Origin of the sequence: Chryseobacterium sp. Tr-659, from assembly GCF_011752975.1 — a bacterium.
Classification (GTDB): domain Bacteria; phylum Bacteroidota; class Bacteroidia; order Flavobacteriales; family Weeksellaceae; genus Chryseobacterium.
Window position 1 is genome coordinate 269,755 of sequence record NZ_VWWP01000002.1, and the last position, 22,562, is coordinate 292,316.

General features: G+C 35.1%; 24 protein-coding genes and 3 tRNA genes. 12 read left to right on the forward strand and 15 right to left on the reverse strand.

Going from position 1 to position 22,562, the window contains the following annotated elements:
- Window positions 1-5: 5 nt before the first annotated feature.
- The 4 genes from F3J23_RS05400 to F3J23_RS05415 all read left to right on the forward strand — a co-directional run bounded on the left by F3J23_RS05400 (window position 6) and on the right by F3J23_RS05415 (window position 5,118).
- On the forward strand, window positions 6-2,063 hold the full coding sequence (locus F3J23_RS05400; RefSeq protein WP_167025302.1) for a YCF48-related protein: 2,058 nt from the start codon (window positions 6-8) through the stop codon (window positions 2,061-2,063).
- Window positions 2,064-2,091: 28 nt separating this feature from the next.
- On the forward strand, window positions 2,092-3,180 hold the full coding sequence (locus F3J23_RS05405; RefSeq protein WP_167025305.1) for a helix-turn-helix domain-containing protein: 1,089 nt from the start codon (window positions 2,092-2,094) through the stop codon (window positions 3,178-3,180).
- A gap of 159 nt (window positions 3,181-3,339) precedes the next feature.
- Complete coding sequence (locus F3J23_RS05410) at window positions 3,340-4,125, forward strand: SDR family NAD(P)-dependent oxidoreductase (RefSeq protein WP_167025308.1); 786 nt, start codon at window positions 3,340-3,342, stop codon at window positions 4,123-4,125.
- Between the two features lie 21 nt (window positions 4,126-4,146).
- On the forward strand, window positions 4,147-5,118 hold the full coding sequence (locus F3J23_RS05415; protein WP_167025312.1) for an NAD-dependent epimerase/dehydratase family protein: 972 nt from the start codon (window positions 4,147-4,149) through the stop codon (window positions 5,116-5,118).
- 51 nt (window positions 5,119-5,169) lie between these two features.
- On the opposite strand, the gene F3J23_RS05420 is transcribed toward F3J23_RS05415, so the two are convergent.
- From F3J23_RS05420 to F3J23_RS05450, 7 genes are all read right to left on the reverse strand, one after another.
- A complete protein-coding gene (locus F3J23_RS05420; protein WP_194303836.1) occupies window positions 5,170-6,711 on the reverse strand; it encodes a lectin-like domain-containing protein in 1,542 nt (513 codons plus the stop codon).
- A 7-nt stretch (window positions 6,712-6,718) separates the two neighbouring features.
- Window positions 6,719-7,291, reverse strand: coding sequence for a hypothetical protein (locus F3J23_RS05425; protein WP_167025315.1), 573 nt, complete (start codon window positions 7,289-7,291; stop codon window positions 6,719-6,721).
- A 540-nt stretch (window positions 7,292-7,831) separates the two neighbouring features.
- On the reverse strand, window positions 7,832-8,191 hold the full coding sequence (locus tag F3J23_RS05430) for a DUF4180 domain-containing protein (protein ID WP_167025318.1): 360 nt from the start codon (window positions 8,189-8,191) through the stop codon (window positions 7,832-7,834).
- A gap of 86 nt (window positions 8,192-8,277) precedes the next feature.
- A complete protein-coding gene (gene prmC, locus F3J23_RS05435; protein WP_167025321.1) occupies window positions 8,278-9,126 on the reverse strand; it encodes a peptide chain release factor N(5)-glutamine methyltransferase in 849 nt (282 codons plus the stop codon).
- The gene (gene yaaA / locus F3J23_RS05440; protein WP_167025324.1) at window positions 9,127-9,885 is read right to left on the reverse strand and encodes a peroxide stress protein YaaA; all 759 of its coding nucleotides are present in this window, start codon (window positions 9,883-9,885) and stop codon (window positions 9,127-9,129) included.
- 4 nt (window positions 9,886-9,889) lie between these two features.
- The gene (locus tag F3J23_RS05445; RefSeq protein ID WP_167025327.1) at window positions 9,890-10,591 is read right to left on the reverse strand and encodes a CPBP family intramembrane glutamic endopeptidase; all 702 of its coding nucleotides are present in this window, start codon (window positions 10,589-10,591) and stop codon (window positions 9,890-9,892) included.
- A gap of 31 nt (window positions 10,592-10,622) precedes the next feature.
- The gene (locus F3J23_RS05450; protein WP_167025330.1) at window positions 10,623-11,234 is read right to left on the reverse strand and encodes an L-threonylcarbamoyladenylate synthase; all 612 of its coding nucleotides are present in this window, start codon (window positions 11,232-11,234) and stop codon (window positions 10,623-10,625) included.
- 101 nt (window positions 11,235-11,335) lie between these two features.
- Here F3J23_RS05450 and F3J23_RS05455 point away from each other — a divergent pair.
- The 3 genes from F3J23_RS05455 to F3J23_RS05465 all read left to right on the forward strand — a co-directional run bounded on the left by F3J23_RS05455 (window position 11,336) and on the right by F3J23_RS05465 (window position 11,630).
- A tRNA-Met gene (locus F3J23_RS05455) sits at window positions 11,336-11,408 on the forward strand.
- Between the two features lie 38 nt (window positions 11,409-11,446).
- Window positions 11,447-11,519, forward strand: a tRNA-Met gene (locus F3J23_RS05460).
- A 38-nt stretch (window positions 11,520-11,557) separates the two neighbouring features.
- Window positions 11,558-11,630: transfer RNA gene (locus tag F3J23_RS05465), tRNA-Met, on the forward strand.
- A gap of 180 nt (window positions 11,631-11,810) precedes the next feature.
- On the opposite strand, the gene F3J23_RS05470 is transcribed toward F3J23_RS05465, so the two are convergent.
- The 6 genes from F3J23_RS05470 to F3J23_RS05495 all read right to left on the reverse strand — a co-directional run bounded on the left by F3J23_RS05470 (window position 11,811) and on the right by F3J23_RS05495 (window position 15,232).
- The gene (locus F3J23_RS05470; RefSeq protein ID WP_167025333.1) at window positions 11,811-12,221 is read right to left on the reverse strand and encodes an MmpS family transport accessory protein; all 411 of its coding nucleotides are present in this window, start codon (window positions 12,219-12,221) and stop codon (window positions 11,811-11,813) included.
- A gap of 95 nt (window positions 12,222-12,316) precedes the next feature.
- Window positions 12,317-12,883, reverse strand: coding sequence for a hypothetical protein (locus tag F3J23_RS05475; RefSeq protein WP_167025336.1), 567 nt, complete (start codon window positions 12,881-12,883; stop codon window positions 12,317-12,319).
- Window positions 12,880-13,359, reverse strand: a complete 480-nt coding sequence (locus F3J23_RS05480; protein ID WP_167025338.1) for an RNA polymerase sigma factor — start codon at window positions 13,357-13,359, stop codon at window positions 12,880-12,882. Before F3J23_RS05480 ends, F3J23_RS05475 begins: the two co-directional genes overlap by 4 nt.
- Complete coding sequence (locus F3J23_RS05485; protein ID WP_167025341.1) at window positions 13,356-14,198, reverse strand: alpha/beta fold hydrolase; 843 nt, start codon at window positions 14,196-14,198, stop codon at window positions 13,356-13,358. The genes F3J23_RS05480 and F3J23_RS05485 overlap by 4 nt, the downstream gene beginning before the upstream one ends.
- 42 nt (window positions 14,199-14,240) lie before the next feature.
- Window positions 14,241-14,507 (reverse strand): Ada metal-binding domain-containing protein, encoded by a 267-nt coding sequence (locus F3J23_RS05490; protein ID WP_167025344.1) that lies wholly within the window; start codon window positions 14,505-14,507, stop codon window positions 14,241-14,243.
- A gap of 11 nt (window positions 14,508-14,518) precedes the next feature.
- Window positions 14,519-15,232 carry a 2OG-Fe(II) oxygenase gene (locus tag F3J23_RS05495; protein WP_167025347.1) on the reverse strand — a complete coding sequence of 238 codons (714 nt, stop codon included), beginning with the start codon at window positions 15,230-15,232 and terminating at the stop codon, window positions 14,519-14,521.
- Window positions 15,233-15,407: 175 nt separating this feature from the next.
- On the opposite strand from F3J23_RS05495, the gene F3J23_RS05500 reads away from it, so the two are divergent.
- The gene (locus F3J23_RS05500; protein ID WP_167025350.1) at window positions 15,408-15,854 is read left to right on the forward strand and encodes a GNAT family N-acetyltransferase; all 447 of its coding nucleotides are present in this window, start codon (window positions 15,408-15,410) and stop codon (window positions 15,852-15,854) included.
- A gap of 384 nt (window positions 15,855-16,238) precedes the next feature.
- On the opposite strand, the gene F3J23_RS05505 is transcribed toward F3J23_RS05500, so the two are convergent.
- Window positions 16,239-16,820 (reverse strand): hypothetical protein, encoded by a 582-nt coding sequence (locus F3J23_RS05505; protein WP_167025352.1) that lies wholly within the window; start codon window positions 16,818-16,820, stop codon window positions 16,239-16,241.
- 335 nt (window positions 16,821-17,155) lie between these two features.
- Here F3J23_RS05505 and F3J23_RS05510 point away from each other — a divergent pair, with 335 nt between their 5' ends.
- The 4 genes from F3J23_RS05510 (at window position 17,156) to F3J23_RS05525 (ending at window position 21,518) form a co-directional block, all read left to right on the forward strand.
- On the forward strand, window positions 17,156-17,521 hold the full coding sequence (locus tag F3J23_RS05510) for a BlaI/MecI/CopY family transcriptional regulator (protein ID WP_167025355.1): 366 nt from the start codon (window positions 17,156-17,158) through the stop codon (window positions 17,519-17,521).
- 5 nt (window positions 17,522-17,526) lie between these two features.
- A complete protein-coding gene (locus F3J23_RS05515) occupies window positions 17,527-19,578 on the forward strand; it encodes a M56 family metallopeptidase (RefSeq protein WP_167025358.1) in 2,052 nt (683 codons plus the stop codon).
- A gap of 65 nt (window positions 19,579-19,643) precedes the next feature.
- Window positions 19,644-20,531 (forward strand): GLPGLI family protein, encoded by an 888-nt coding sequence (locus F3J23_RS05520; protein WP_228455272.1) that lies wholly within the window; start codon window positions 19,644-19,646, stop codon window positions 20,529-20,531.
- 120 nt (window positions 20,532-20,651) lie between these two features.
- On the forward strand, window positions 20,652-21,518 hold the full coding sequence (locus F3J23_RS05525) for a GLPGLI family protein (protein ID WP_167025361.1): 867 nt from the start codon (window positions 20,652-20,654) through the stop codon (window positions 21,516-21,518).
- A 40-nt stretch (window positions 21,519-21,558) separates the two neighbouring features.
- Here F3J23_RS05525 and F3J23_RS05530 read toward each other — a convergent pair whose 3' ends face one another.
- Window positions 21,559-22,551 (reverse strand): serine hydrolase domain-containing protein, encoded by a 993-nt coding sequence (locus tag F3J23_RS05530; protein ID WP_167025364.1) that lies wholly within the window; start codon window positions 22,549-22,551, stop codon window positions 21,559-21,561.
- Window positions 22,552-22,562 lie beyond the last annotated feature (11 nt).

A 22,562-nucleotide genomic window follows, 5' to 3' on the forward strand; every position in this document is an offset into this window, starting at 1 on the left:
TATAAATGAAAAAAACTATTAACCTGATTTTGGTGCTGATTAGTAACTATTTTTTATCACAAAATAATTTTACACTGGTCACACCAAAGCCTTCTGATGCCAAAGCCACTAAAATTGCCTTTTCCAAGGATAATTTAGGCTTTATTATCAATAACAATAAAGAACTCCTATCCACCAATGATAAGGGATTGAGCTGGGGGCTTAAACAAACCCTGAATTTTGTTCCGCGTGATATCAAATTCAGAAATAATGTAGGATTTATCGTAGGAGATTATACCATTCTCCGATCTGATGATTATGGAGTAACATGGAATCCTGTGAATGTTTTCGGTGGATATTCTTTAAACTCAATTAACTTTATCAGTGATGATGAGGTCTATATTTCCGGGCAGACACAGATTCTGAAATCTTCAGACAAAGGGCTTACCTTTCCAGTTAATACAACAATGTATGGGATGTCAGCAGCTATCACTGTTTTTACAAATGCTGATAATGTGATTGCAACCACTTACGATGGAAGAATTAGAAAATCTACAGACGGAGGAAACACCTGGGTAACTACTGCTTCTGATACAAGTTCCAGCAACCAATATTATTCTCTCGTATTTCCATCCCAGAACGTAGGGTATGTGAATAAAGGCTTCGGAGATATGCTTAAAACTACGGATGGAGGACAAACCTGGACAGCATTAAGTTACAGCACTTACCATACTGAAACATATGGAATGCAGTTTTTTGATGAAAATAACGGGTTCGCCGTTGGAGCAAATGGCGCCGTCTATAAAACAACCAATGGTGGTACTTCATGGCAATGGATCAGCCCGACATCTATGTACAACAGTGATCATGATTACGATCTGAACGGATTGTATTTCTTTGATACTCAAACGGCCATTTGCGTCGGTAATAACGGAAGAATCATAAAAACACAAAACGGAGGAACCAACTGGACCAACTATGCTCCTACCTATGATGTGATTAATGAACTTCACTTTATAAATGCCAATAATGCTTATTTAAAAACCAATATGGGAGGCTTTTTTAAAAGTTCAGATGCCGGAAACTCATGGCAGAAAGTTCAGTATCCTCCTCACCAGTCTTACAGCAACGGGTTTACTTTCCTGAATGAAAATGTAGGATATTCTATCGGTGCCAATCAGGGATTGGTATACAAAACTACAGATGGGGCCCAAAACTGGACTCCCAGCACGGTAATTCAGTATGAACCTCTATATTCAGTAAGCTTTCTTTCAGAAAATGTAGGATATGTAAGTGGAGGATATGATACTCCTAATGCCGGATTATTCAAGACTGTGGATGGAGCATCAAGCTGGCAGAAGATTTCGAACTTAAAGTTTTCCTACCTTAAATTTTTCAATAATAATGTAGGGTACGGGGTGAAGACAGGTGTTTTTTGGACAATGTACAAAACGCTGGACGGAGGAATTACCTGGAATATATGCTTTGAAGGACCTTCTTCAAACATTTACTTTGATTTTTTAAATGAAAACCAGATCTTCCTGAAAGGAAATAATGGAGACTTCTTTAAATCAAATGATGGAGGAACTACATGGACGCAGTCCCAGCTTCCATACTATTCCTTTGATAAAATTAAATTTGTAGATCAGAATACAGGATATGTAGCTGATCAGGAAAAGGTTTACAAAACAATTGACGGCGGAACAACGTGGAGCCTGCTTTTAGACAATAACTACGGCTTTGATATTAAAACATTGGAAGTTGGAGGTGATTATTTATATTTGTCTGGTAATGGAGGAAGAATTTATAAGTATTCATTAGGATTTCTTGCCGCAAGTGAAGCAGATGCAAATACCAATACCAACGATCTGAAAATCTATCCTAATCCGGCAACAGATTATGTACATGTAAGTACGAAGAAGAAAATAAATGAGATCAGGCTGATCGATATTTCCGGGAAAATGATAAAAACAGTCCGAAACACATCGCAGATCGGGGTGTCAGAACATCATCCCGGAATGTACTTTTTAGAGATAATATACGGTGATAACACGAAACAGGTGACCAAGATTATCAAAAAATAATAATAACATATTAAGATAATAAAAACCAATGAACACATCAGAATTCAACAGTTTCATCGTGATACTTATCTATGGTTCATTGGTTTTGCTTTCTTTGCTGAAACTGGCCAATCCTTTAAAAGTAAACAGGAAAGCCAATTTCTGGTTCGGAATATTCCTGTTCCTTTGGTCTACATTCTGGATGGATGAAATCCTGTTTCTGATTACAGATTCTACTGTAGAATTTCATTCCTTATTCTTGATCCGGTTTATACAGTATCTTACTCCAATTGTTTTTTATTTCAGTGTATTATTTTACACTAATCCATCCTTTAAATTTAAGCTTACGGATAGTAAATTCCTGATACTTCCGGTAGCGTTTCTGGTGTGCCTTTTATTGGTGAGATGGGGTTATTATAACCCATTTGATTATCTGAGTATTATTCTAATCCTGATACAGGCACTCTTTTACACCGTATTTTCTTACATTACGATAAGAAAACATCAGCGGAAGATCCAGCAGTTTTCTTCCAATACAGAAGGAATCAATCTTAATTGGCTTGAATATATTATTCTTGTCCTTCTTATTGTGAATATCATCTATGTGATCTATAATCTTTTTTATGATCCGAAATCATTGAATTTCTTTATCAATACAGTCTTTCTGCTGGTGATTTATTTTGTAGCTTATTATTCTCTGAAACAGAAAGAAATTTATCCTTTGGAAGAAAAGCAGAGGGATGAACTAATTGCCATCAATGACGACTCAGATTCGGAAGAAATAAAAAGAAAACTGATCTCTGATGAAGAATTAGAAAAGATCAAGACATCACTGGAAGATATCATGGAAACTCATAAACCTTATCTTGACAGTGAACTGAACCTTATAAGACTTGCCGAAATGCTTTCGGTTTCTACCCATCATTTGTCTTATGTGATCAATACCGGTTTTGGAAAGAATTTTTTCCAGTATGTAAATGAATTCAGAGTGGATTATGCAAAACATCTTCTGAAGAAGACAGACAACAAGCTATCCATTTTGGGGATTGCTTATGAATCCGGGTTCAATTCCAAGACTTCCTTCAATACAACCTTCAAAAAAATGACCGGACAAACCCCTTCTGAATTCAGAAAATAGGTTCAGGTTTATAAAGTTTTACTTTCTTTCGATAGTAAATTGTTGGTTTTCAATTCGTTGCTTTGTTTTTGTTTTTTGCTTGAAAATCAGTTCATTCAGATAAGCTGGAACATTCAAACCATCCTTACACAATAGCTTTGTACCGTAAAATTTAAACTTATGGATACCAAAGAATCATATGCTGTAGTTACGGGAGCAAGTCAGGGATTGGGCAAAGCCTTCGCGGAGAATCTTGCCCAAAAGAAAATCAATGTCATTCTGGTAAGCCTTCCAAACCAGAACCTGGAAGATCTTTCCCGGAGCCTGGAAGAACTTTATGATATAAAAACCCATTATTACGAAACAGATCTTTCCGTGAATGAAAATGTAATGAAACTTACAGAGTGGCTTAACCGCTCATTTGATATTCATATTCTGATCAATAATGCAGGGCTTGGAGGAACCAAAAGGTTTACTGAAGCAACCCCGGATTATATCAACCGTATTCTGCAGGTTAATGTAACAGCAACCTCGCTCATTACCCATCAATTACTTCCTAATCTTTTAAAACAGCCCAGAGCTTATATTTTAAACGTTTCAAGCATGGCTGCTTTCTCTCCGATAGGATTTAAAACCGTTTATCCTGCGTCAAAAACTTTTATTCATTCATTCTCAAGAGGATTACATGAAGAATTAAAAGATACCAGTGTTTTTGTAAGTGTGGTTAATCCCGGAGCAATGAAAACCAATACTGATGTGTGTAAAAGAATTGAAAAGCAAGGCTTTTTGGGCAGAATGACACTTCTGAATCCGGATAAAGTAGCTTCTTACAGTATTCATCAGCTGTTTAAAAAAGATTCCGTAATTATGGTGAACCCGCTCAGCTGGCTGTTGATGAAGATTTTACCAATCTGGATCAAACTTCCTCTGATGACTCAAGCCATAAAGAGAGAGATTGAAGCATAAGATCTGAATTATAAAGAACATATGAAGAAAATTTGTGTTACCGGTGCCACCGGGCTTCTGGGAACTAATGTTATTATTAAATTATTGGAAAATGGTTATTCTGTTATTGCTTTGGTGCGCAAGAAAAGCGGCTGGATGGGTGAAGAAAACGAGAATCTGAAACTGGTTGAAACTGATCTGTTATCGGACTTTTCATCACACCTTAAAGAAATTGACTGTGTCATTCATATTGCTGCAGAAACACGCCAGAATCTGCTCAGTTATGATGAATATAGAAAAGTAAATTACGAAATGACAGTGAATCTTTTTACACAATCAAAGACAGCAGATGTTAAAAAATTTCTGTTTGTAAGTACGGCAAATACAATCGGATATGGAAATACCATTTTCTGGGGAAGTGAAAAAGCTCCACAGCTTTATCCTTTTACCCACTCATTCTACGCCAAAAGTAAGCTTGAAACTGAAGACTACCTGTTACAAAACAGGAAAGACACAGAGGTTGTTATCCTTAATCCTACATTTATGATCGGTGCTTATGATCATAAGCCCAGCTCCGGGAAAATTATTTTCTGGGCCTGGAAAAAGAAATTAATATGTTACCCGAAAGGAGGAAAAAATTTCGTTCATGCTGCAGATGCGGCAGAAGGAGTCATAAAAGCCATTGAAAAAGGAAAAGACGGAGAAAAATATCTTTTAGCCCATGAAAACCTAAGCTATAAAGAATTTTTTGGAAAAATTAGCAGAATTACAAACCAAAAACCCATTATGATTCCTATTTCTAACAAGGTATTAAGTATCCTTGGACTGATAGGAGACGGACTGAGAAAACTGAAAATAAAAACAAACCTTAGTACTACCAATATGAAAGCACTTCAGGTTTGTAATTATTATTCCAATCTGAAATCTGTAAAAGATTTAGGCATGCAGTATCAATCTGTGGATAAGGCTGTAAGTGATGCCATTGAATATTTTATTAAAAATAATAGGTGTTGATTTTCAGTATGGTTATTGCAACAACCAGCAGTTAAAACGGGTTGTATACAATTATCTTGTTATATTTTGGGTTACATTTTTATTAGAAATAACGCAGGAATTGCTGCAGTTATTTGCACTTGATATATTAACCTGTATCAGTGCGGGCAATGATCTGTATTCTTCCTTATTGTAAGGAGTCTCGGTGCCGTTGCTTCCGCCTCCTTTAATGTCATATTGTATTTGGGCTACTCCGGTAAATCCATTCGCAGGTTTAAAAGAGAGCTTTCCCGTAGAGTAGGAGTACGCCCATGTTCCCTGGCTATTGGTATAAACACCGCCTGTTATATTTGGAATCACCGTTCCGTTGTTGTCCAAAAAACGGAATGAGTTAAAATCAAGATTGTTATAAGAAAGTGTTGGTGGATTTTGACCATTTGCAGAAGAATAAGCTGCGTCATTGAGCAAAGGAGAATAGGTAGATTTTATCCCCGGACACCCTGCAAATAAATCATCAGTTACTTCGGCAGCATAAGGCCTGCTTACACCCAGATTTTTTAATAAATGTATATTTTTAGCAGCTCCGGTAGAGGCGGCAAAACCAATTCTGAAAGTAGAAGGAGGTGATGTATCCAGGGTTCTTACTGTGCTTGTGGAAATTGTAGACTCAGTATATTTCAGGGAAGTTGGATAATAATAATTATCAATTACTTTTTCTTTCACAGTCCCATGCTGAATTTCAAGCGTTACATTATAACCACCGGATGGATTGGGTACTAATGTGACATATGCTTTACGGAATCTTGAATCATTTTCATTCTGAGGAATCGTAGTTCCTCCACTTTCAATACTGAATTGCTGAAGACTCGTATTTTTAATACCAATAAACTTCCCCGTCTGAGTATCGAGATAAGCAGACCTGTTGTTACTGTTTGGAGATGCATTGGTAGCAGTGCTGTAAAGTAAAGGATAGCCGTTGTATCCCACAGGTTCAGCAGATGACAGATATTGGTTCCCGCGTTTACCTCTTAACGAAACATTGCTTCGTCCGTCGGCCAGGGTTACTCCAAAAATTCCATTTCTAACTCTTTCACCTTGTTTAAAGCTTGTTTTAAAATTTCCGAATTCATCCAGGCCTATCCCGAGATAGGCTCCTCTCAGTCCTTCCGTAGATTCGCCTCCACGTACAAAACTGTATCCCAATCCTCCACCAAAATATCCCAGGTTAAGCTGCTGTTTAGGAATAGATCCATCTACTAAAAATATAGAAATACCATCTCCTCCATTAGTGTTTCCTCCATAAATGGCAAATTCAAATTCAAACTTAATTCCCTGGTCACTTTTGAATATTTTATCCGCCAGAATCACTCCTCCTGAAATATTATTTACACTTCGCGTGAGCCGCAAACCGTCTGTGGTAAAAGTAGCATCATTCTGAACTCCGCTCGTTGTAACTTTATAGGCTTCCTGGGGCTGTAATCCTTGGGTGAAGTTCACGAAATACGGATAACCAGTCCCTTGCTCATTCTGTGCCTGAATGTTTTGAGAGAAAAGAATTAAGGAGGAAATGAGCAAAAATCTTTTACATTGTATAATTGAGGTACTCTTTATCATAGCCCAATTATTTAACAACGAAAACAATATTAATAAAAGAACAGTCTGTTGCTGCTGCTTTTACATTATAGGTCATTATACCATCATCAGAAATAGAAATATTACTGAACACATTAGGATCAGCATCAGTTACATAATAATAAAGATCTTTGCTAGACGGGAAGAAGGGAATAGATGCAGGAGCACTGGTGCTTTTTGCTTTTGGAGACCCGAACTGAGTTTTATACAATGTATACAAGTCTTTAGTACGACCATTGGCCGTAGTAGAAGTATCAAAAGAAACACTGGGCATATAAAACATTTTTACTGCATTATTACTGATACATAGCCAATCAGGTTTGGTAGGCGTTCCTATATTCTGGCTTAAACATTTCTTATCAGTATCATAGATAAGAAGTGAAGTGGCTGGGTTCAAAATAGCATCTCTTTTTGCCGTTGAGAGTCTTGGTATTAACATTCCTTTGCTTTGACTGTACACGTCAAGAGCCGCACTGGCATCAGGTGTTGGGGTATTAATCCCTACTTGAGCTAATGAAAACGAACTTGTTAAAACGATGGGTAGAAAGAATTTTTTGATCATAATGTTTCTAATAATTTTTTATCTGTGTATTTTATGTTTTTTGTATTGTGTTTTTTCTGAAAAGTCTTTTCCTGCCCATTTAGTATATAGCATTTCTGTCAATTCATTTAAATAATGAATTGTTAAAGAATAATATAATGAGACCTTTGTTTCAAAAGCCCATAATAAATATAACAAGTAGGGCATAGAGATATTCTATGTTTAACCTGAAATAGCCGGAAAAGTAGATTGAATTAAGTAGCTCTGTAAGCCATTAAATAAGTAAGATTCATATTCCTTTGTGTTTTTTGCAAATATAGGAATAAAATACTTATGTGTTTGTTTTTTAAGCGATTAATTTTAATTAATTATCTTTTTTTAATTTAATTAACATGTTTTAATTTAAATTTTTATATAATTAATAAATTATCGAGATTATTTTTAATGTTTGAATTAGAGTGTTTTATTAGAAATTCCTAAAAATGAATTTCTTTGAGGATGGGATATCAGAGAAAATACTATGAATTTTTCCATTTTTTATATAACAAATTGAAAAATAGATTAGTTTGAAAAATTTTCCAACGCTTTTTCTACTGTTTCTACAAAATTTATATGTCTTGTTTTATTGCTTTCAAAAATAAAATCCCTCATGCTTTTGCTTTCATATTTACTGAAGTCACCCACAATAGCGAGTCCGATACGGTAATTGGAAAATTTCTGAAGAATTTCACCAGCTATTTTGGTTTTCAGATCAAAAAATTCAGGAGTAATATTTTTCTCATGAAGAATCACTTTATCAAATCCCTGATAATACATATTTCCCATAAGATCCAATCCGTCCTGCGCAGATTGGATAATGATGGTGTCGGAAATTATTTCTGCAGCTTTTATAGAGTTAATCTCATATGATCTGATTTCCATGGTTGTTATGTTTTTAGTGGTTGACTCTCGTCTTGAGGAGGTTTTGGTTTATTAATCAGGAGGTTATAGAGGAATATAGATGCTTACTACTTTTTTCCGTAAATGAATCTGTCATTTTCAGACAGGTCTTTCAATAGTTGAGCATCAGAAAAATCAGAATAGAGCTCCAAAGTTTGCGGACCTAATTTCTGATTGATTTCTAAAAAAAGAAGTCCTTCAGTTTTCAAATATTTTCCGGAGTCTTCCGCAATTTTTCTGTAAAAGATCAATGCATCAGAGGTAGGGGAGAAAAGAGCCATTTTGGGTTCAAATTCCTTTACGGAATCTGCAATTTCAACCTCCTCTTCCATACCAATATATGGTGGATTTGAAATGATGACATCATAATTTTCAGTCAGCTCAAAACTAAGATAATCAGCATGAATAAACTGTACTTTTAATTGATGATAATCAGCATTTCTGCGGGCTGTTTTCAAAGCTTTCTCAGAATAATCTATAGAGGTAACCTGGGCTTCCGGAAAATGTTTCTTTAATACCAATGGAATGATTCCACTTCCGGTTCCTATATCCAAAATCTTTAAACCTTGAATTTTAAGCTTTAAACTTTGAATGTTGCGAATAGCCATTTCCAGTAATTCTTCCGTTTCAGGACGTGGAATCAGGACATTTTCATCCACAAAGAATTTCATTCCGTAAAATTCGGTTTCTCCCAGGATCTGCTGATAAGGTTTTCCGGTCTTTAGTTCGGAAATAAAATGAGAAAGCTGCTTTTGATCATCTGTCAGAAGCTCCTGTTCAGAAAACCTTCTTTGCTGAAAATTATCAAGTCCTACAATTTTATGAAGGAATAAAGAAGATAAAAAAGTGCTTTCCGACTCAGTATAAAGGTCGGAAAGTTCTGTTTTGAAATATTTTTTAAATGCTGATATCGTCATTTATCTTGTAAAAACCAGGTTTGTATCCGTAGACTTCTCTTCATCAATTCTGTACCCTTCATAATTGAATGCTTTTACGTCATTCAGGGTTTTAGCATGGGTTTCTGCACAGAATCTCACCACAAGGCCTCTCGCATGTTTGGTGTATACCACTATGGTTTTCAGCTTTCCGTCTTTTAATTCATAGAAGTCAAAATCAATCACTTTATGATTCAGCTTTTTTCTGTCAATTACTTTTCCATATTCGTTACTGGCAAGATGAAGGAGAATTTCCCCTTTTTTCATTTCAGAATTCAGCTGTTCAGTAATTTTTTCTCTCCAGAATTCATATAGATTTTTATAATTTTCGAACTCAAACGGGCGTCCCATTTCCAGTCTGTAAAGCATCACTTTATCAGAAGGTTTCAAAAGACCATACAACCCGGAAAGCATTCTGTAATTTTTTTGCAGATAATCTATGGCACTTTTGTCAAGAGTTTTGGCATCCAATCCTCTGTAGACTTCACCGGTAAAGGCAAACATAGCCGGTGCAGATTCCTTTGCCGTAGGTCTGGCTTTCCATCTTTGGTTTCTTTCCCAGTTCTCGTCAGCAAGTTTGGTTGATATTTCCATCAGCTCAGAGAGATACTTTGGGGATTTCTCTTTTAAATAAGATTGTATAAATGCTGCATCTTCAATGAATTTCGGTGTAGTAGCTTTCAACAGATCTGTTGAGTTTTCCACGTTCATTAATTTTGCAGGAGATGTTATAATTTTCATAATGTTAAAATACAGATAAGTGTTTAATATCAATAAAATTCATGAGCATCAAAGACACAAAGTCAATCATAAAATGGCAGATGATCAAAATTTTAATATTCGAATATAATTTATAAAATGCAGCAAAGACGACTCCAATAAAGAAAGGTACTACAACCTGGCCTATGGTTCCGTAAGTGCTGTGAAGAACTCCAAATAATAAAGCTGAAACAAGTACTCCTGAAATGGGACTGTTATATATCTTCTCAATTCTGGGCTGTATATATCCCCGCATTAAAAGCTCTTCCACAGCGCCTGCTGTAAGACATGTAAAAATAATTAAAAAATAATTGTTTTTAAAAAGGAAAGAAAGCCCCAAAAGCTTATCGCTCGTTTTCTCATGAATGAGAAGGTGAATAAGGAGATTCAGAAAAGCACCCCCAAGAATACAAATAAGATATAAGCATATAACCGCCTTTATATAAAACATTATTGAATATTTCTTTTCTTTTCTAAGTAAAAAAGAGCCTTTTTCAATAAAGAGACTATATAAAAACAGTATTCCTAAAACGATCCAAATAACAAGTCTGCTTAAAAAGAAGGTGTTGGCTGTAATTCCGGTTGTTCCGGTAATGATACTGATCAAAGGAAAGATATAAAGCATGATTGCCGCCAAAAGTAAAAATATAAGCAGAATCCCTGCAGAATATTTCCCATTAATCCCCATAATTCAAATGTTTCAATCTTTAAACCTTGAATTAAATAATTCCTTTCCCCTGACGGATAATTTCCGGCTCTCCTGAAGTAAGATCTACGATAGTAGACGCTACATTATCTCCATATCCTGAATCAATAACAATATCTACCAGGTGATCATATTTTTCTGCAATCAGCTCCGGATCTGTGGAATATTCAATGATTTCATCATCATCCTTAATGGATGTTGAAGCGATAGGATGGCCCAGTTTTTCAACAATAAGCTGTGGAATCGGGTGATCAGGGACACGAATACCAATGGTTTTATGACCTTTATAAGCTAAAGGCAGGCTTTTGTTGGCTTCAAGGATAAACGTAAACGGCCCCGGAAGATGACTTTTCAGAAATCTGAAAACTGATGTTTCAATAGGTCTTGTAAAGTCAGAAAGATGGCTCAGATCATTACAGATTATTGAGAATTTAGCTTTCTCCAGCTTCATTTTTTTGAGCTGGGCCAGTTTTTCCATGGCTTTAATATCAAAAATATTGCAGCCTAGTGCATAAATCGTATCTGAAGGGTAGATGATAAGCCCGCCGTTATTTAATGTTTTAATAACCTCATTTACAAGATTTTCTTGTGGGTTTTCAGGGTAAATTTTTAATATCTTTGCCATAAAACAAAGATACAAATAATAAAATAGTTTTTATAAAAGTCCTTTATTTAAAAGAAAAATTAGGATTTGTAAAAAATATTCGTACCTTTGCAATCCAATATCGCGGGATGGAGCAGTAGGTAGCTCGTCGGGCTCATAACCCGAAGGTCATCGGTTCGAGTCCGGTTCCCGCTACTAAGTAAGTGCTTTCGGTAAGCACTCTAAAAATACACCGCGGGATGGAGCAGTAGGTAGCTCGTCGGGCTCATAACCCGAAGGTCATCGGTTCGAGTCCGGTTCCCGCTACTAAGCAAGTGCTTTCGGTAGGCACTCTAAAAATACACCGCGGGATGGAGCAGTAGGTAGCTCGTCGGGCTCATAACCCGAAGGTCATCGGTTCGAGTCCGGTTCCCGCTACTCAACGAGAGAAGCAATGTTATATTGCTTCTCTTTTTTTATTTTTGGGATATTTATTGTAAATTATGAATAAACCCAATAGCTGTAAGTCAGAAATAATTTTTATTAAATTTTCATAGAAAAATAAAAGAGTCGGAAGGTTTTTCTTCCGACTATGAATTTGTTCTGTCTTATATCTTATTATTGAAGAGAAGAAGCCAGATTAGGCAGTACAATAACCCCATTTGTATCGGCTGTTGCAGTTCCTGATTGTTTTACTTGGTTTTCAACATATAGATTGGCTGTTACTGTTTGACCAACTGCTCCATAATAAGGTGCCGATGTCTGCCCCCCTATTCCTACAGCAATAACGCTGCTTTTAACTGTAATTTCTTTGTTCCATGGTAAAGAAGAAACAATTTCATTTACGGTGCTTCCGTTTTGATCTGTAAATGCAACAAAAATTCGTCCCGTATAATTTCCTTTTAGCTCATATTTTACGGTTTTATTAGATGGTGGTGATTCATCCTCATCTTTATTGCAGGATGTTAACGAGATGTAGGCTAATCCAAATATAATAATAGATATAACCAGTAAAAAGATTTTTTTCATACTATTTGTTTAATTGTAAATTTTGCCTACTTCTTGAAACAGTGTTCGGCTTGTCTGCTTTTTATATAGAAACAATTTGTTCTCACCAGGAGATATTATTCGTTCATATTATTTTTCATTTTGTTTATTATCCTTATTTCGTTCTTTACGTGAATTATGATAAGCAGCGTCAGAAAAATAAATATGAATACGGAAGAAAAAATGATATAACTATAAAAGCCATGGGATAGGGTTGATTTAAAAATAGGAAGCATGATAATAAAGCCTATAATATATATAATGAATAAAACGGGTGTTATCAGATAATGAATCATTAGTCTGGATTTATAAAAAATCAATATTTTTTCGCTATACTCCTTAAATTGTAACGTTGGTACCAAACTTTTGAATTGAACTCTGGAAAAAAGCTCTATAGAGACCCTGAGTACCAGGCTTCCGATCATTAAGAGCATTCCCAAAGTAGACCTGTCTTTATCAAAAGCCGAAATACGAAACATAAAGAGAAGTAAAACCACTATGGTTACACCCAGTACTACCTGTATGGTCATTTGTTTTCTCTTCAAATGAAGACTATCCTTGATGATGCCTTTATAACCATCTTTGGGGATTTCAGGGATATTTCTTTGCTCCCAGGCAGATTTCATTTCGTTAAAGTGACTCATTTTTTTATACATTTTGCTAGTTGATTTTTGATTCTATGAAGCCTGATTCTTAGCGCTTCATAAGAGATTCCTGTAATATTTGAAATTTCTTTTTGCGGAACGTCCTGTAATTCTAATAGAACAATATTCTTATTCGTATCCGACAGGAGATCAATGCAATGGTACATACTTTGGTAGCGCATTTCGGTTTTTACTTTTTCCTCCTCCGTTTCATCCGGTATCTCCTCAATTGTTATAGGCGGGAATTGCTTCTTTCTCAATTGTTGAAAGCAAGTGTTTACCGTAATACGATAAATCCATGTCGATATACTGGCTTCATTTCTGAAGCTTTTCAAATTCTGCCAAACTTTAATAAAAACTTCCTGTGTAAGGTCTTGTGCCAAATTTTTATTACCATTTACATAGCCGAGGCAAAGACTGATTACAGCATGATAATTTTCATTATAGATCTCTTCAAATTGTTGCTCAGGTGTCATTTTATACTCAGTTCAGACTTTATTTGTTTTAAAAACCATTCTGGCTTATCATACATAATGAAATGCCCTGAATTTTCTGCGAAATTTAATGTATAGTTTTTTAGGTTTGCGTATTGTGTTTTATAATTGGTTTGTTTTACTTCCATACCAAAAGGATAGGTTGCCGCATAAATACTCACAGGAATAGTTATATCAGCAAGCTTATCCCGAAGATCTAATTTTAAAAAGTCTGTGTACCCATAAACAAATGTTGACCTGTCACTCATTACCATCCAGTCAGTCAACTGCTGATGTACCTCTTTATTAAGGCTCATAGACTGTACCATTTGCTTAGCCATATTTGTAAAATCCCGGGTATTCATTTCAATTATCTTTTTATTATGTGGATTTTCGTATGTTATATTCTCAGACTTATAATTAGGCATCATTATGGCTCCTGTTGCAGGTAATGCATCTATTACAATTAATTTTGAGTATGCTTTAGGTTCTTCTGCGGTCAGCCATAAGCCTAATACTCCTCCTAAGCTATGACCAATAATTACAGGTTTGTTAATATGATTTTTTTGTATGTATACCTGCAGAGCGTCCTTTATTTTAGGAAGCCAGGGAAATGTGATAGGTGGAACTTTTCCAAAACCTGCAAAAGTAAAAGAATGTACTTCATAATGGCTTGAAAGTTCATTAACTATTCCTTTATAGACTTCTGCTGTACAGGCAAATCCCGGAAACAATAAGACCGGTTTACCCTTACCGGTTACCGTAACTTCAAATTCTTGAGCATTATTTTTTGTCGCCATAAAAAGTAAAAACACACAGATATAACTCCTTAAATTTTTCATTTTATATTTGTTTAACATTTAGATGCATTAGTCAAAAAAATGTTACATATTATTTTTGAAATCTTGATTAGAAGATTCTTTCCATTGTAAATATTTACTTCGTATACAATGTCCGCAAGGGCGATAGTGATATCGTAAAGCTTCTTGTTCATCTGTAAAGAATACTCTGTTTTCTCTTTTCATTCTTTTACCGGATCGGCAGCTGAGTAATCCGTAAATCTTCAGGTTTTTATTTCCTCCAAAACAGATTTCCCGGTTTTTGATCTTGCTTCTGAGTATTAAGTTTGATATCTGAGAATGTTGAATCATATTTTTAAATTTTAGCTTACTGCATCGTGGAAAATAATCCCCAAAGCATATCGACTTCCCTTTATGACTTCACTTATCCCGTGTTTCATATGAACTCTGTAATATCCTTTAGTTCCTTTTTCGGGTTTAAACTGTGTTGTGAAAATGAGAATATCTCCTTTTTTGGGCTTTAAGACAATCGCTTTGGACTGAGCTCTCGGAACCTGCCGGGTAAGTACAAACTCACCGCCCGTAAAATCCAGATCCGGTTCACTGAGCATCAATACGACCTGAATCGGAAAATAAATATCTCCATACAAATCCTGATGTAAAGTATTAAAACCGCCCTCTCCATATTTTAATATTAAAACCGTAGCTTTCTGCTGGCCGTTAGAATGACACTCTCGTAAAAATTCTTCATGATTTAAAGGAAACTGAGTTTCTATATGCAATGCCTTAAACCATGAGTTGGCAATAGAAGCAAGATAAGGGTAAATATGAGTTCGTATGGTTTGAATGAGCTCTGGTAAAGGATAATTGAAATATCTATATTCACCAAGCCCGAAACGATGTCTTGCCATAACTACTGTTTTACGGTATAAGCCAGACTGATCATAGCTTGCCTTCAGTGATTCACATTCTTCATCGGATATTAGATTTTGTATCACAGCGTATCCGTTTTTATGCATGTCTTCCGTAACGGACTGCCAGTCCGCATTTTTGATTGTATCATTTATATTTTTCATTGCTCTTATTTTGTACTGCAAAGATCTCGTGTTGCAGCCCGCTATAAAATCCGAAACATGCGGTATTTAACGGATGATAAATAGAATTCTGGACTATCTTTATAATCGTAATCTGGCGGATAAAAGTAGTCCTGATTAAGTTTACTTTTGCCATGTTAACTAAAATATAATAACGATGAATTACATGATTAAAAAAGCAAGCCTTGAGGATCTTGATGAAACGGCAGAATTATTCAATCTTTACCGTGTTTTTTACAGACAGGAATCAGATGTTGAAAAGGGAAAAGCTTTTCTTAAAGAACGTTTTTTAAACAGTGAATCTGATATTTTTCTTGCGTTAGCAGAGGGCAAAGCAGTAGGATTTGTACAGCTTTATAAATTGTTCCATTATACCAGATTGCAGAAACAATGGCTGTTGAGTGATCTGTTCGTTCATCCTGACTTTAGAGGAAAGGGGCTTTCTGTTGCGCTAATTGACAGAAGTAAGAAGTGGTGTGATGAAACCGGAGCTTGCGGACTGATGCTGGAAACTGAAAAGACGAATGATATCGGGAACACACTCTATCCACGATGCGGGTTTGAATATGATGGATTACACAATTATTATCACTGGTGGAAATAGAGACAAAAAGCAGGTAATTTCCCTGCTTTTTTCATTTGAAGAAGCCATTGAAACGAAAGATATTCATATTGATGATCAGAAATTCTATTCAATATGCTAATTCTCATAGAATTATTTCTACAAGCAATTTCACTTAATTCTACATCTATTCTTTCACAAGGATAAGACATAATCCTATTTTTGTAGAGTTCTTACAGACCATGGGTAGGACATTTGGTCTGTAAAACATTTGCAAAAAAATCTCCGTCTATTTTCTACTTTTTCCCCAACGGTTTTATGATTAGTACCACAAAACTGCTTTTTCTGACGGAGATTTTTTGCTTTAAATAAAAAAGAGAACTGCATTGCAGTTCTCTTTTTTGTATTATTAAGGTAATCTTTATATTATTGAGCTAGTTGAGAATAAGGAGTAAGTTTATTGTCATCAGACATCGTTTCCCCTAAGAATTCTCTTTTCTGATCGGCTTTCATTCTTCCTGCAGCGTCATTCGCATTGAAATAAGCTTCGCTCAGTTTGGTAGCCGTTTCAGCAGGTTTGAAATCAAACTTTGTATCCCCTTCCACACCAAGGTATCCATTTTTTCTGGTAAGGTTGGTAATATAATTGTTGTAATTGATCATGGTGCCTCTCAACATGTTGTTATGATATTCCAGACACTTTTTCGCTTTCTTGGAAGAATTGTTCAGAATACAGTTTTTCATATTGTTTCTGTATAAGAACCATTCAGATTCTAAAATACCATATTCTTTCCCTAAAGCAATTTTACCGTTATTCACAATATTGTTATCTCCTTCTTTAGTAGCAATGGTCTGAAGATGCTGAATAACCAATGGAACGGTAGCTTCAATTTTTGATTTCGTATCTTTTAGTATGCTGAGATCAGCAGCCGGAGACTTTTTCTTTTGTGCTGTAGTAACGTTAAAAATGAGCAGCAATAGTACAATCAATAAATTATATCTTTTCATGAGAAATTTTTAAAGCACTAAAATAAATATAATTTCCCGGTTTAAACAAATTCATTTTAATTTTATTTAATAAAAATTAACAAGTTTTAAGAATTTATACTTGAAATGACTCTTTTTCTGCCAATTAAGCAGGTGATAATTTTACTCCATTGCATATTTAATATATTTGTATAAATTTTATTCATTTGATTTACAGGTAGTTATGTGTTTTGTTTGGTTTATCACTAAAAAAATAGTTGTTTGAGTCAATTTTATTTCTACATTTGTATAACTAATTTCTTAGTGATATGAAATTTTAATGGTTTTATATCACCATAATGATAAATGAACAGGATATGAAAATTCAAACCTTAACCAAAGCAGAAGAACAGGTAATGCAGTATGTATGGAAAATAGAAAAAGGATTCCTTAAAGATGTCCTTGATCTTTTCCCTGAACCCAAACCGCATACCAACACTGTTTCTACAATTTTAAAAGTATTGAAGGATAAAGAATTTGTAGATTATCATATACACGGAAGACAACATGAGTATTTCCCGCTGATTTCAAAAGAACAATACTCAGGAAAGACGATGAAAAGTCTTGTGAAAAATTATTTTAAAGGTTCTTATAAAAGTGCTGTTTCGTTTCTGGTAGAAAAAAATGAAATGACAGTACAGGATCTTGAAATGTTATTGGATGAACTCAAAAAGAAAGATTAACAGCTATGGAAGCAATACTTTTATACTTTGGAAAAACAATTGTATGTTCAGGTGTAATGTTTTTGTATTATCAGTTGTCTTTAAAAGACAAGACATTCCATCATTATAACAGATTTTATCTGTTGGCTGCAATACTGATTTCATTATTGCTGCCTCTTATCAGAGTAGATGATTTTACGATAGAGGTGAATAGTGATGTATATATGCTTCTTGACAAGATTCAGAATTTTAATACAGAAAAAAATACAGACAATGGCAACCTTTATTTTAACATTATTTTTTCAACTCTGGGACTGGTTTCTCTCTATTTTTTAGGGAAGCTGATCTATGGAATCTTCAAAATCCAGCAGTTTAAAAAACAGTTTCAGAAAGAAAGTTTTGACGGAATTAACTTCTATCGTACAGACCTTAACGAAGCTCCCTTTTCCTATTTTAAAAATCTTTTCTGGAAGAATGCAATTACACTGAATTCTGATCTTGGAAAACAGATTTTAAAGCATGAAATGGTCCATATTGAACAAAAACACTCTTTTGATAAGATCCTTATCGAGATTATTACTTCTGTTTTCTGGTTCAACCCGTTCTTTCATATCATTAAAAGAGAAATTAATCTAATTCATGAATATCTGGCTGATAAAAAAGCCGTAAAACATTCGGACACCAAAGCATTTGCGCAGATGCTTTTAGCAAGCCACTTTTCCGGAACACAGTTGCCTGCTGCCAGTCCGTTTCTAAGTTCAAACCTTAAAAAAAGACTTAAGATGTTACAAAAACCCAAAACCCAATTCGGATATGCGCGTAGAATTCTTGCATTACCGGTTTTATTCTCAGTAGCTTTTGCTTATCTGGTGAATGCTAAAAACAGAGAGATTGAAGAAACCAATCTTCATATTGAAAAGGCCGTTGCCCAAATTCAAAAAGATACCGTAAGACCTGAAAAAACAGCACAGGAAGAAATCCAGGAACCTACTCCTAAATCATCTGACAGTCAGAAAAGAATGACGGAGATTGATATGAAAATTAAGAAAAAAGGAGAAGCATTGAAAAAGCTGGAACCTGGTAGCAAAGCTTTTAATAAAAAGATCGAAGAAATAAATGTGCTTGCAGCAGAGATAGGAAGAATTGCAGGTGAAGAAGCATCTAAAGCGAATTATGCAATGGATGTGACAAAAAACCTTAACAACTATTTTAATTCTTTTGACTGGAAACAGCAGATGAAAGCACTTGATAATATGGAAATTAAAATACCGGATATTCCTGAATTCGATATTGATATTCCTGAAATTCCATCAGCTCCCGGAGCGCCAAAATCCCCTAAAGTATTTTATTTTAAAAATGGTACGGTTGATTACAGAGATTTAAGCCCTGCTGAAAAAGAAGAAGTTCGCAAAGCAATAAAGGAAGCCAAAAAAGCAATGAAAGAGGGCGAAAAGGCAAGGCGTGAGGGTGCAAAAGCCAGAATAGAAGGCGAAAAGGCTAGAATAGAAGGCGAGAAAGCAAGAGCAGAGGGAGACCGAGCCAGAATTGAAGGTGAAAAAGCAAGAGCAGAGGGGGATAGAATAAGAAGAGATGGAGATCGAGCCAGAATTGAAGGTGAAAAAGCAAGAGCAGAGGGAGATAGAATAAGAAGAGAGGGAGACCGAGCCAGAATTGAAGGCGATAAAATAAGGATGGAAGGAGACAGGATAAGAAAAGAAGGTGAAAGAATAAGAAAAGAAGGCGATAGAATAAGACTTGAAAATGAAAAAGTCAGAATGGAAGCTCAGGACTTTAAAAATGGAACCGTCATTAAAATCAGCAGCTCTTCCCCAGGGGCGATAGTAATGAATGCTGACTTTATAAAAAAAGACGGCAATGGAAATATCTCAATGAATGGAGTGAAAAAATTCAATATAAGCGGAGATGATACAAAATACAAATACTATATAGACGGAAAAGAAGTATCCAAAGAGGAAGTGAATACCTTACTACCTGCTAATATTGCAAGAATTATGGTAAACAAACAGCAAAACGGAGACTTTAAAAAGGGTGAAGTGAAAATTGAGACAAAGAAATAAAACTCTATCAGGCTTTGTTAGGTTAAATTAACAAAGCCTTTTAATTAATATCTAAAAAAATATAAATGATGAAAAAAGGTTATTTGCTTATATTGATTTTTTTAAGCGTCTTCCTGAATGCTCAAGTCAACAGATTTTTTTATGACTATAAATATATTTCTGACTCTACCAATAAAGCGGATGTTAAAAGTGATGTAATGCTTTTGGATATTGATAAAAACGGATCCAAATATTACAGCCATGAAAAGTTTGTTGCTGATTCAACTATGAAAGCAGATATTGCCAAGCAAATGAAATCAGGAATGAGTGCAAACTTTAAGAGAAGTTCAAAACCCGGAACAATTAATTCAACCGTTACAAAAAAGTATCCTGAGTATACCGTTTCTTTTTCTGAAAGGATAGGACAGACAAGTTATAAGATGCCCGAGGATCAAAAGCCTGAATGGAAAATTTTACCGGAAAAAGAAAAGATCGGTGAGTATAATACCCAAAAAGCAACCACCAATTATGGCGGCAGAAGCTGGACTGCATGGTTTACCACAGATATCCTATTTCAGGATGGTCCGTATAAATTTTATGGACTGCCCGGGCTTATCGTTAAAATTGAAGATAAAACAGGATCCCATGTTATGACTTTAATCGGTAACAAAAAAACTGTAGCCGCATCAGAAGAAGATACTCAAATACCGGGACTCACTATCATTGGTGTTGGAGGTAAAGAAATCGAAATAAGCAAGAAACAGTTTAAAAAAGCCTGGAAAGATTATCTTCTTGATCCTACAAAAGACATGAAACAAACCATGAGTACTCTTCCCGCAGGAGGTACTATAAGTATTAAAAATCAGGATGGGAAAAATATGGATGTAAATGAACTGTATAAAGCTATTGAAAAAAAAGCAAAAGAAGATCAGTTAAAAGATAACAATAAAATAGAACCGGATCTGTACAAATAATAATAAACAGGTTCCAGTTGATAAAAAACAGAGGGTTATTCATAATCTTCTGTTTTTTTATTGTGTATCTTTAAACCGAAGAATTAAAAATCTATTTATAGACGAAAATTAAAACTAACCATGAAAAAATTGATTATTTTTTTCAGTCTCATATCTGTTATGATGACTCATGCTCAGAATCAAAGATTTATTTATGAGTATAAATATGTAATTGATTCTACCGCCAAAGATAAGCCGGAAACAGAGATCATGCTTCTTGATGTTGCTCCAAAAGGATCAAAATTTTACAGTAAAGATAACTTTGAATCGGATTCTCTGATGAGAGCAGCTATGGAAAAACAGTTTCAGGCGGGAAGTACAGAATTAAATTTCAGCGGAATCAAATTCAAAGGTAAAATACGGTATAGTGTGGAAAAAATGTATCCTGATTATGCTGTGAATTTTTTCAATAATCTGGCAGCTGACGAATATATGGTACAGGACAGCAGAAAGCAGGAATGGAAAATTCTTCAGGATAAAGAAAAGATAGGGGCGTTTACAGCGCAGAAGGCGATTTGTAATTTTGCAGGCAGAAAATGGACCGCATGGTTTACAACAGATCTTCCTATTCAGGATGGACCATATAAATTTTCGGGACTTCCAGGGTTGATTGTAAAACTAGAAGATGCTACCAGAAGCCATTCATTCGAATTAAAAGGAAATAAGAAGCTTCCCGGTGGATACGAATGGAAAAGCTCCAAAGAAAAAGAAAGGTTTAACCCTCTGATTACAGTAAATGAAACAAAATATAAGAAAGCATTTAAAGATTATCTTGCTGATCCGATGAAAGGAGAAAGACAAATGCTTGCCCAGGGAGTAATTATTCAAGAGATAGACGATTCAGGAAAAACGGTAGACCGTAACACTGTAGAAAAGGCTAGGGAAGCCAAACAGAAAAACGATCTTAAAAAGGAAAATAATATTATCGAACTGGATCTGTTGAAATAAAAGAGTAAAAAATGTCTGAAAACTGTTTTTCAGACATTTTTTATTTCAGAATTTTATCCCATAATTCCCGGTGGAACTTTATCATGCTGCTCGATAAATTAGGATTTTCACCCATTCTGATGATGATTAAATCTTTACTGGGAACAACATCCAGAATCTGACCGTTTTTGCCCAAGGCACAAAACATATCTATGGGAGCATCCGGAACCAATGACTGGTTGAAAGCCCTCTCAAAACCAGGAACCCTGATACCGCCTTTTCCGTTAAGCCACCATAAATAGCCATAAGACAGATTGAGGTCTTGGGAAGTATTGGTCATCTGTTGAAAATAGCTGTCATATTGATAATAGGTTTTCCCGTCAAGTCTTCCTTTATTCAATACAAGTTTTCCGAATTGTAAAAAGGTTTTTGCATTACTTGAAAACACTAAGCCGCCCTCAAAAGGAATCCATTTTCCTGAAATTCCGGAACCTGAAAGTTTTTCAGAAGTATACAAGTCGATGCTTGTATGGCTTACTTTTTCTATTACTTTGGCCAGTTGAGAATAGGCAGAAGTATCATAATACCAAAAACTTCCTGCCGGGTTTTTAAACATAAAACAGTTTGGAGATTCACATTTCTGATCCTGAGTATAATCAAGCCCTGAAGTCATAGTAAGAAGATTTTTAATGGTAATCTTATCCTCATCTTTTTTTTCCAGTCCTGTCCATTTTCCCAGATACTTAGAAACGGGATCATTGATGTTCAGCAGATGTTCCTGCTGGGCTATTCCGATGAGAACAGCGGTAAGTGATTTTCCTGCAGATGCCCAATACCAGATCGAATTCTGATCAAATGGCTGTTTATCGATGATCTTTGTTCCGAAATACTTTTCATTAATAATATGGCCGTTCTGATAAATAATAAAAGCACGGCTTTTATTGTCGAGATTGAACTTATTGAGCTCTTCCAGTTTTTCCTTTGAAAAGACAATGTTTTGAGAAAACCCGTAAACAAAAGAAAATAACGTACATAAAAGGATGTATTTTTTCATGGCCTTTTTTC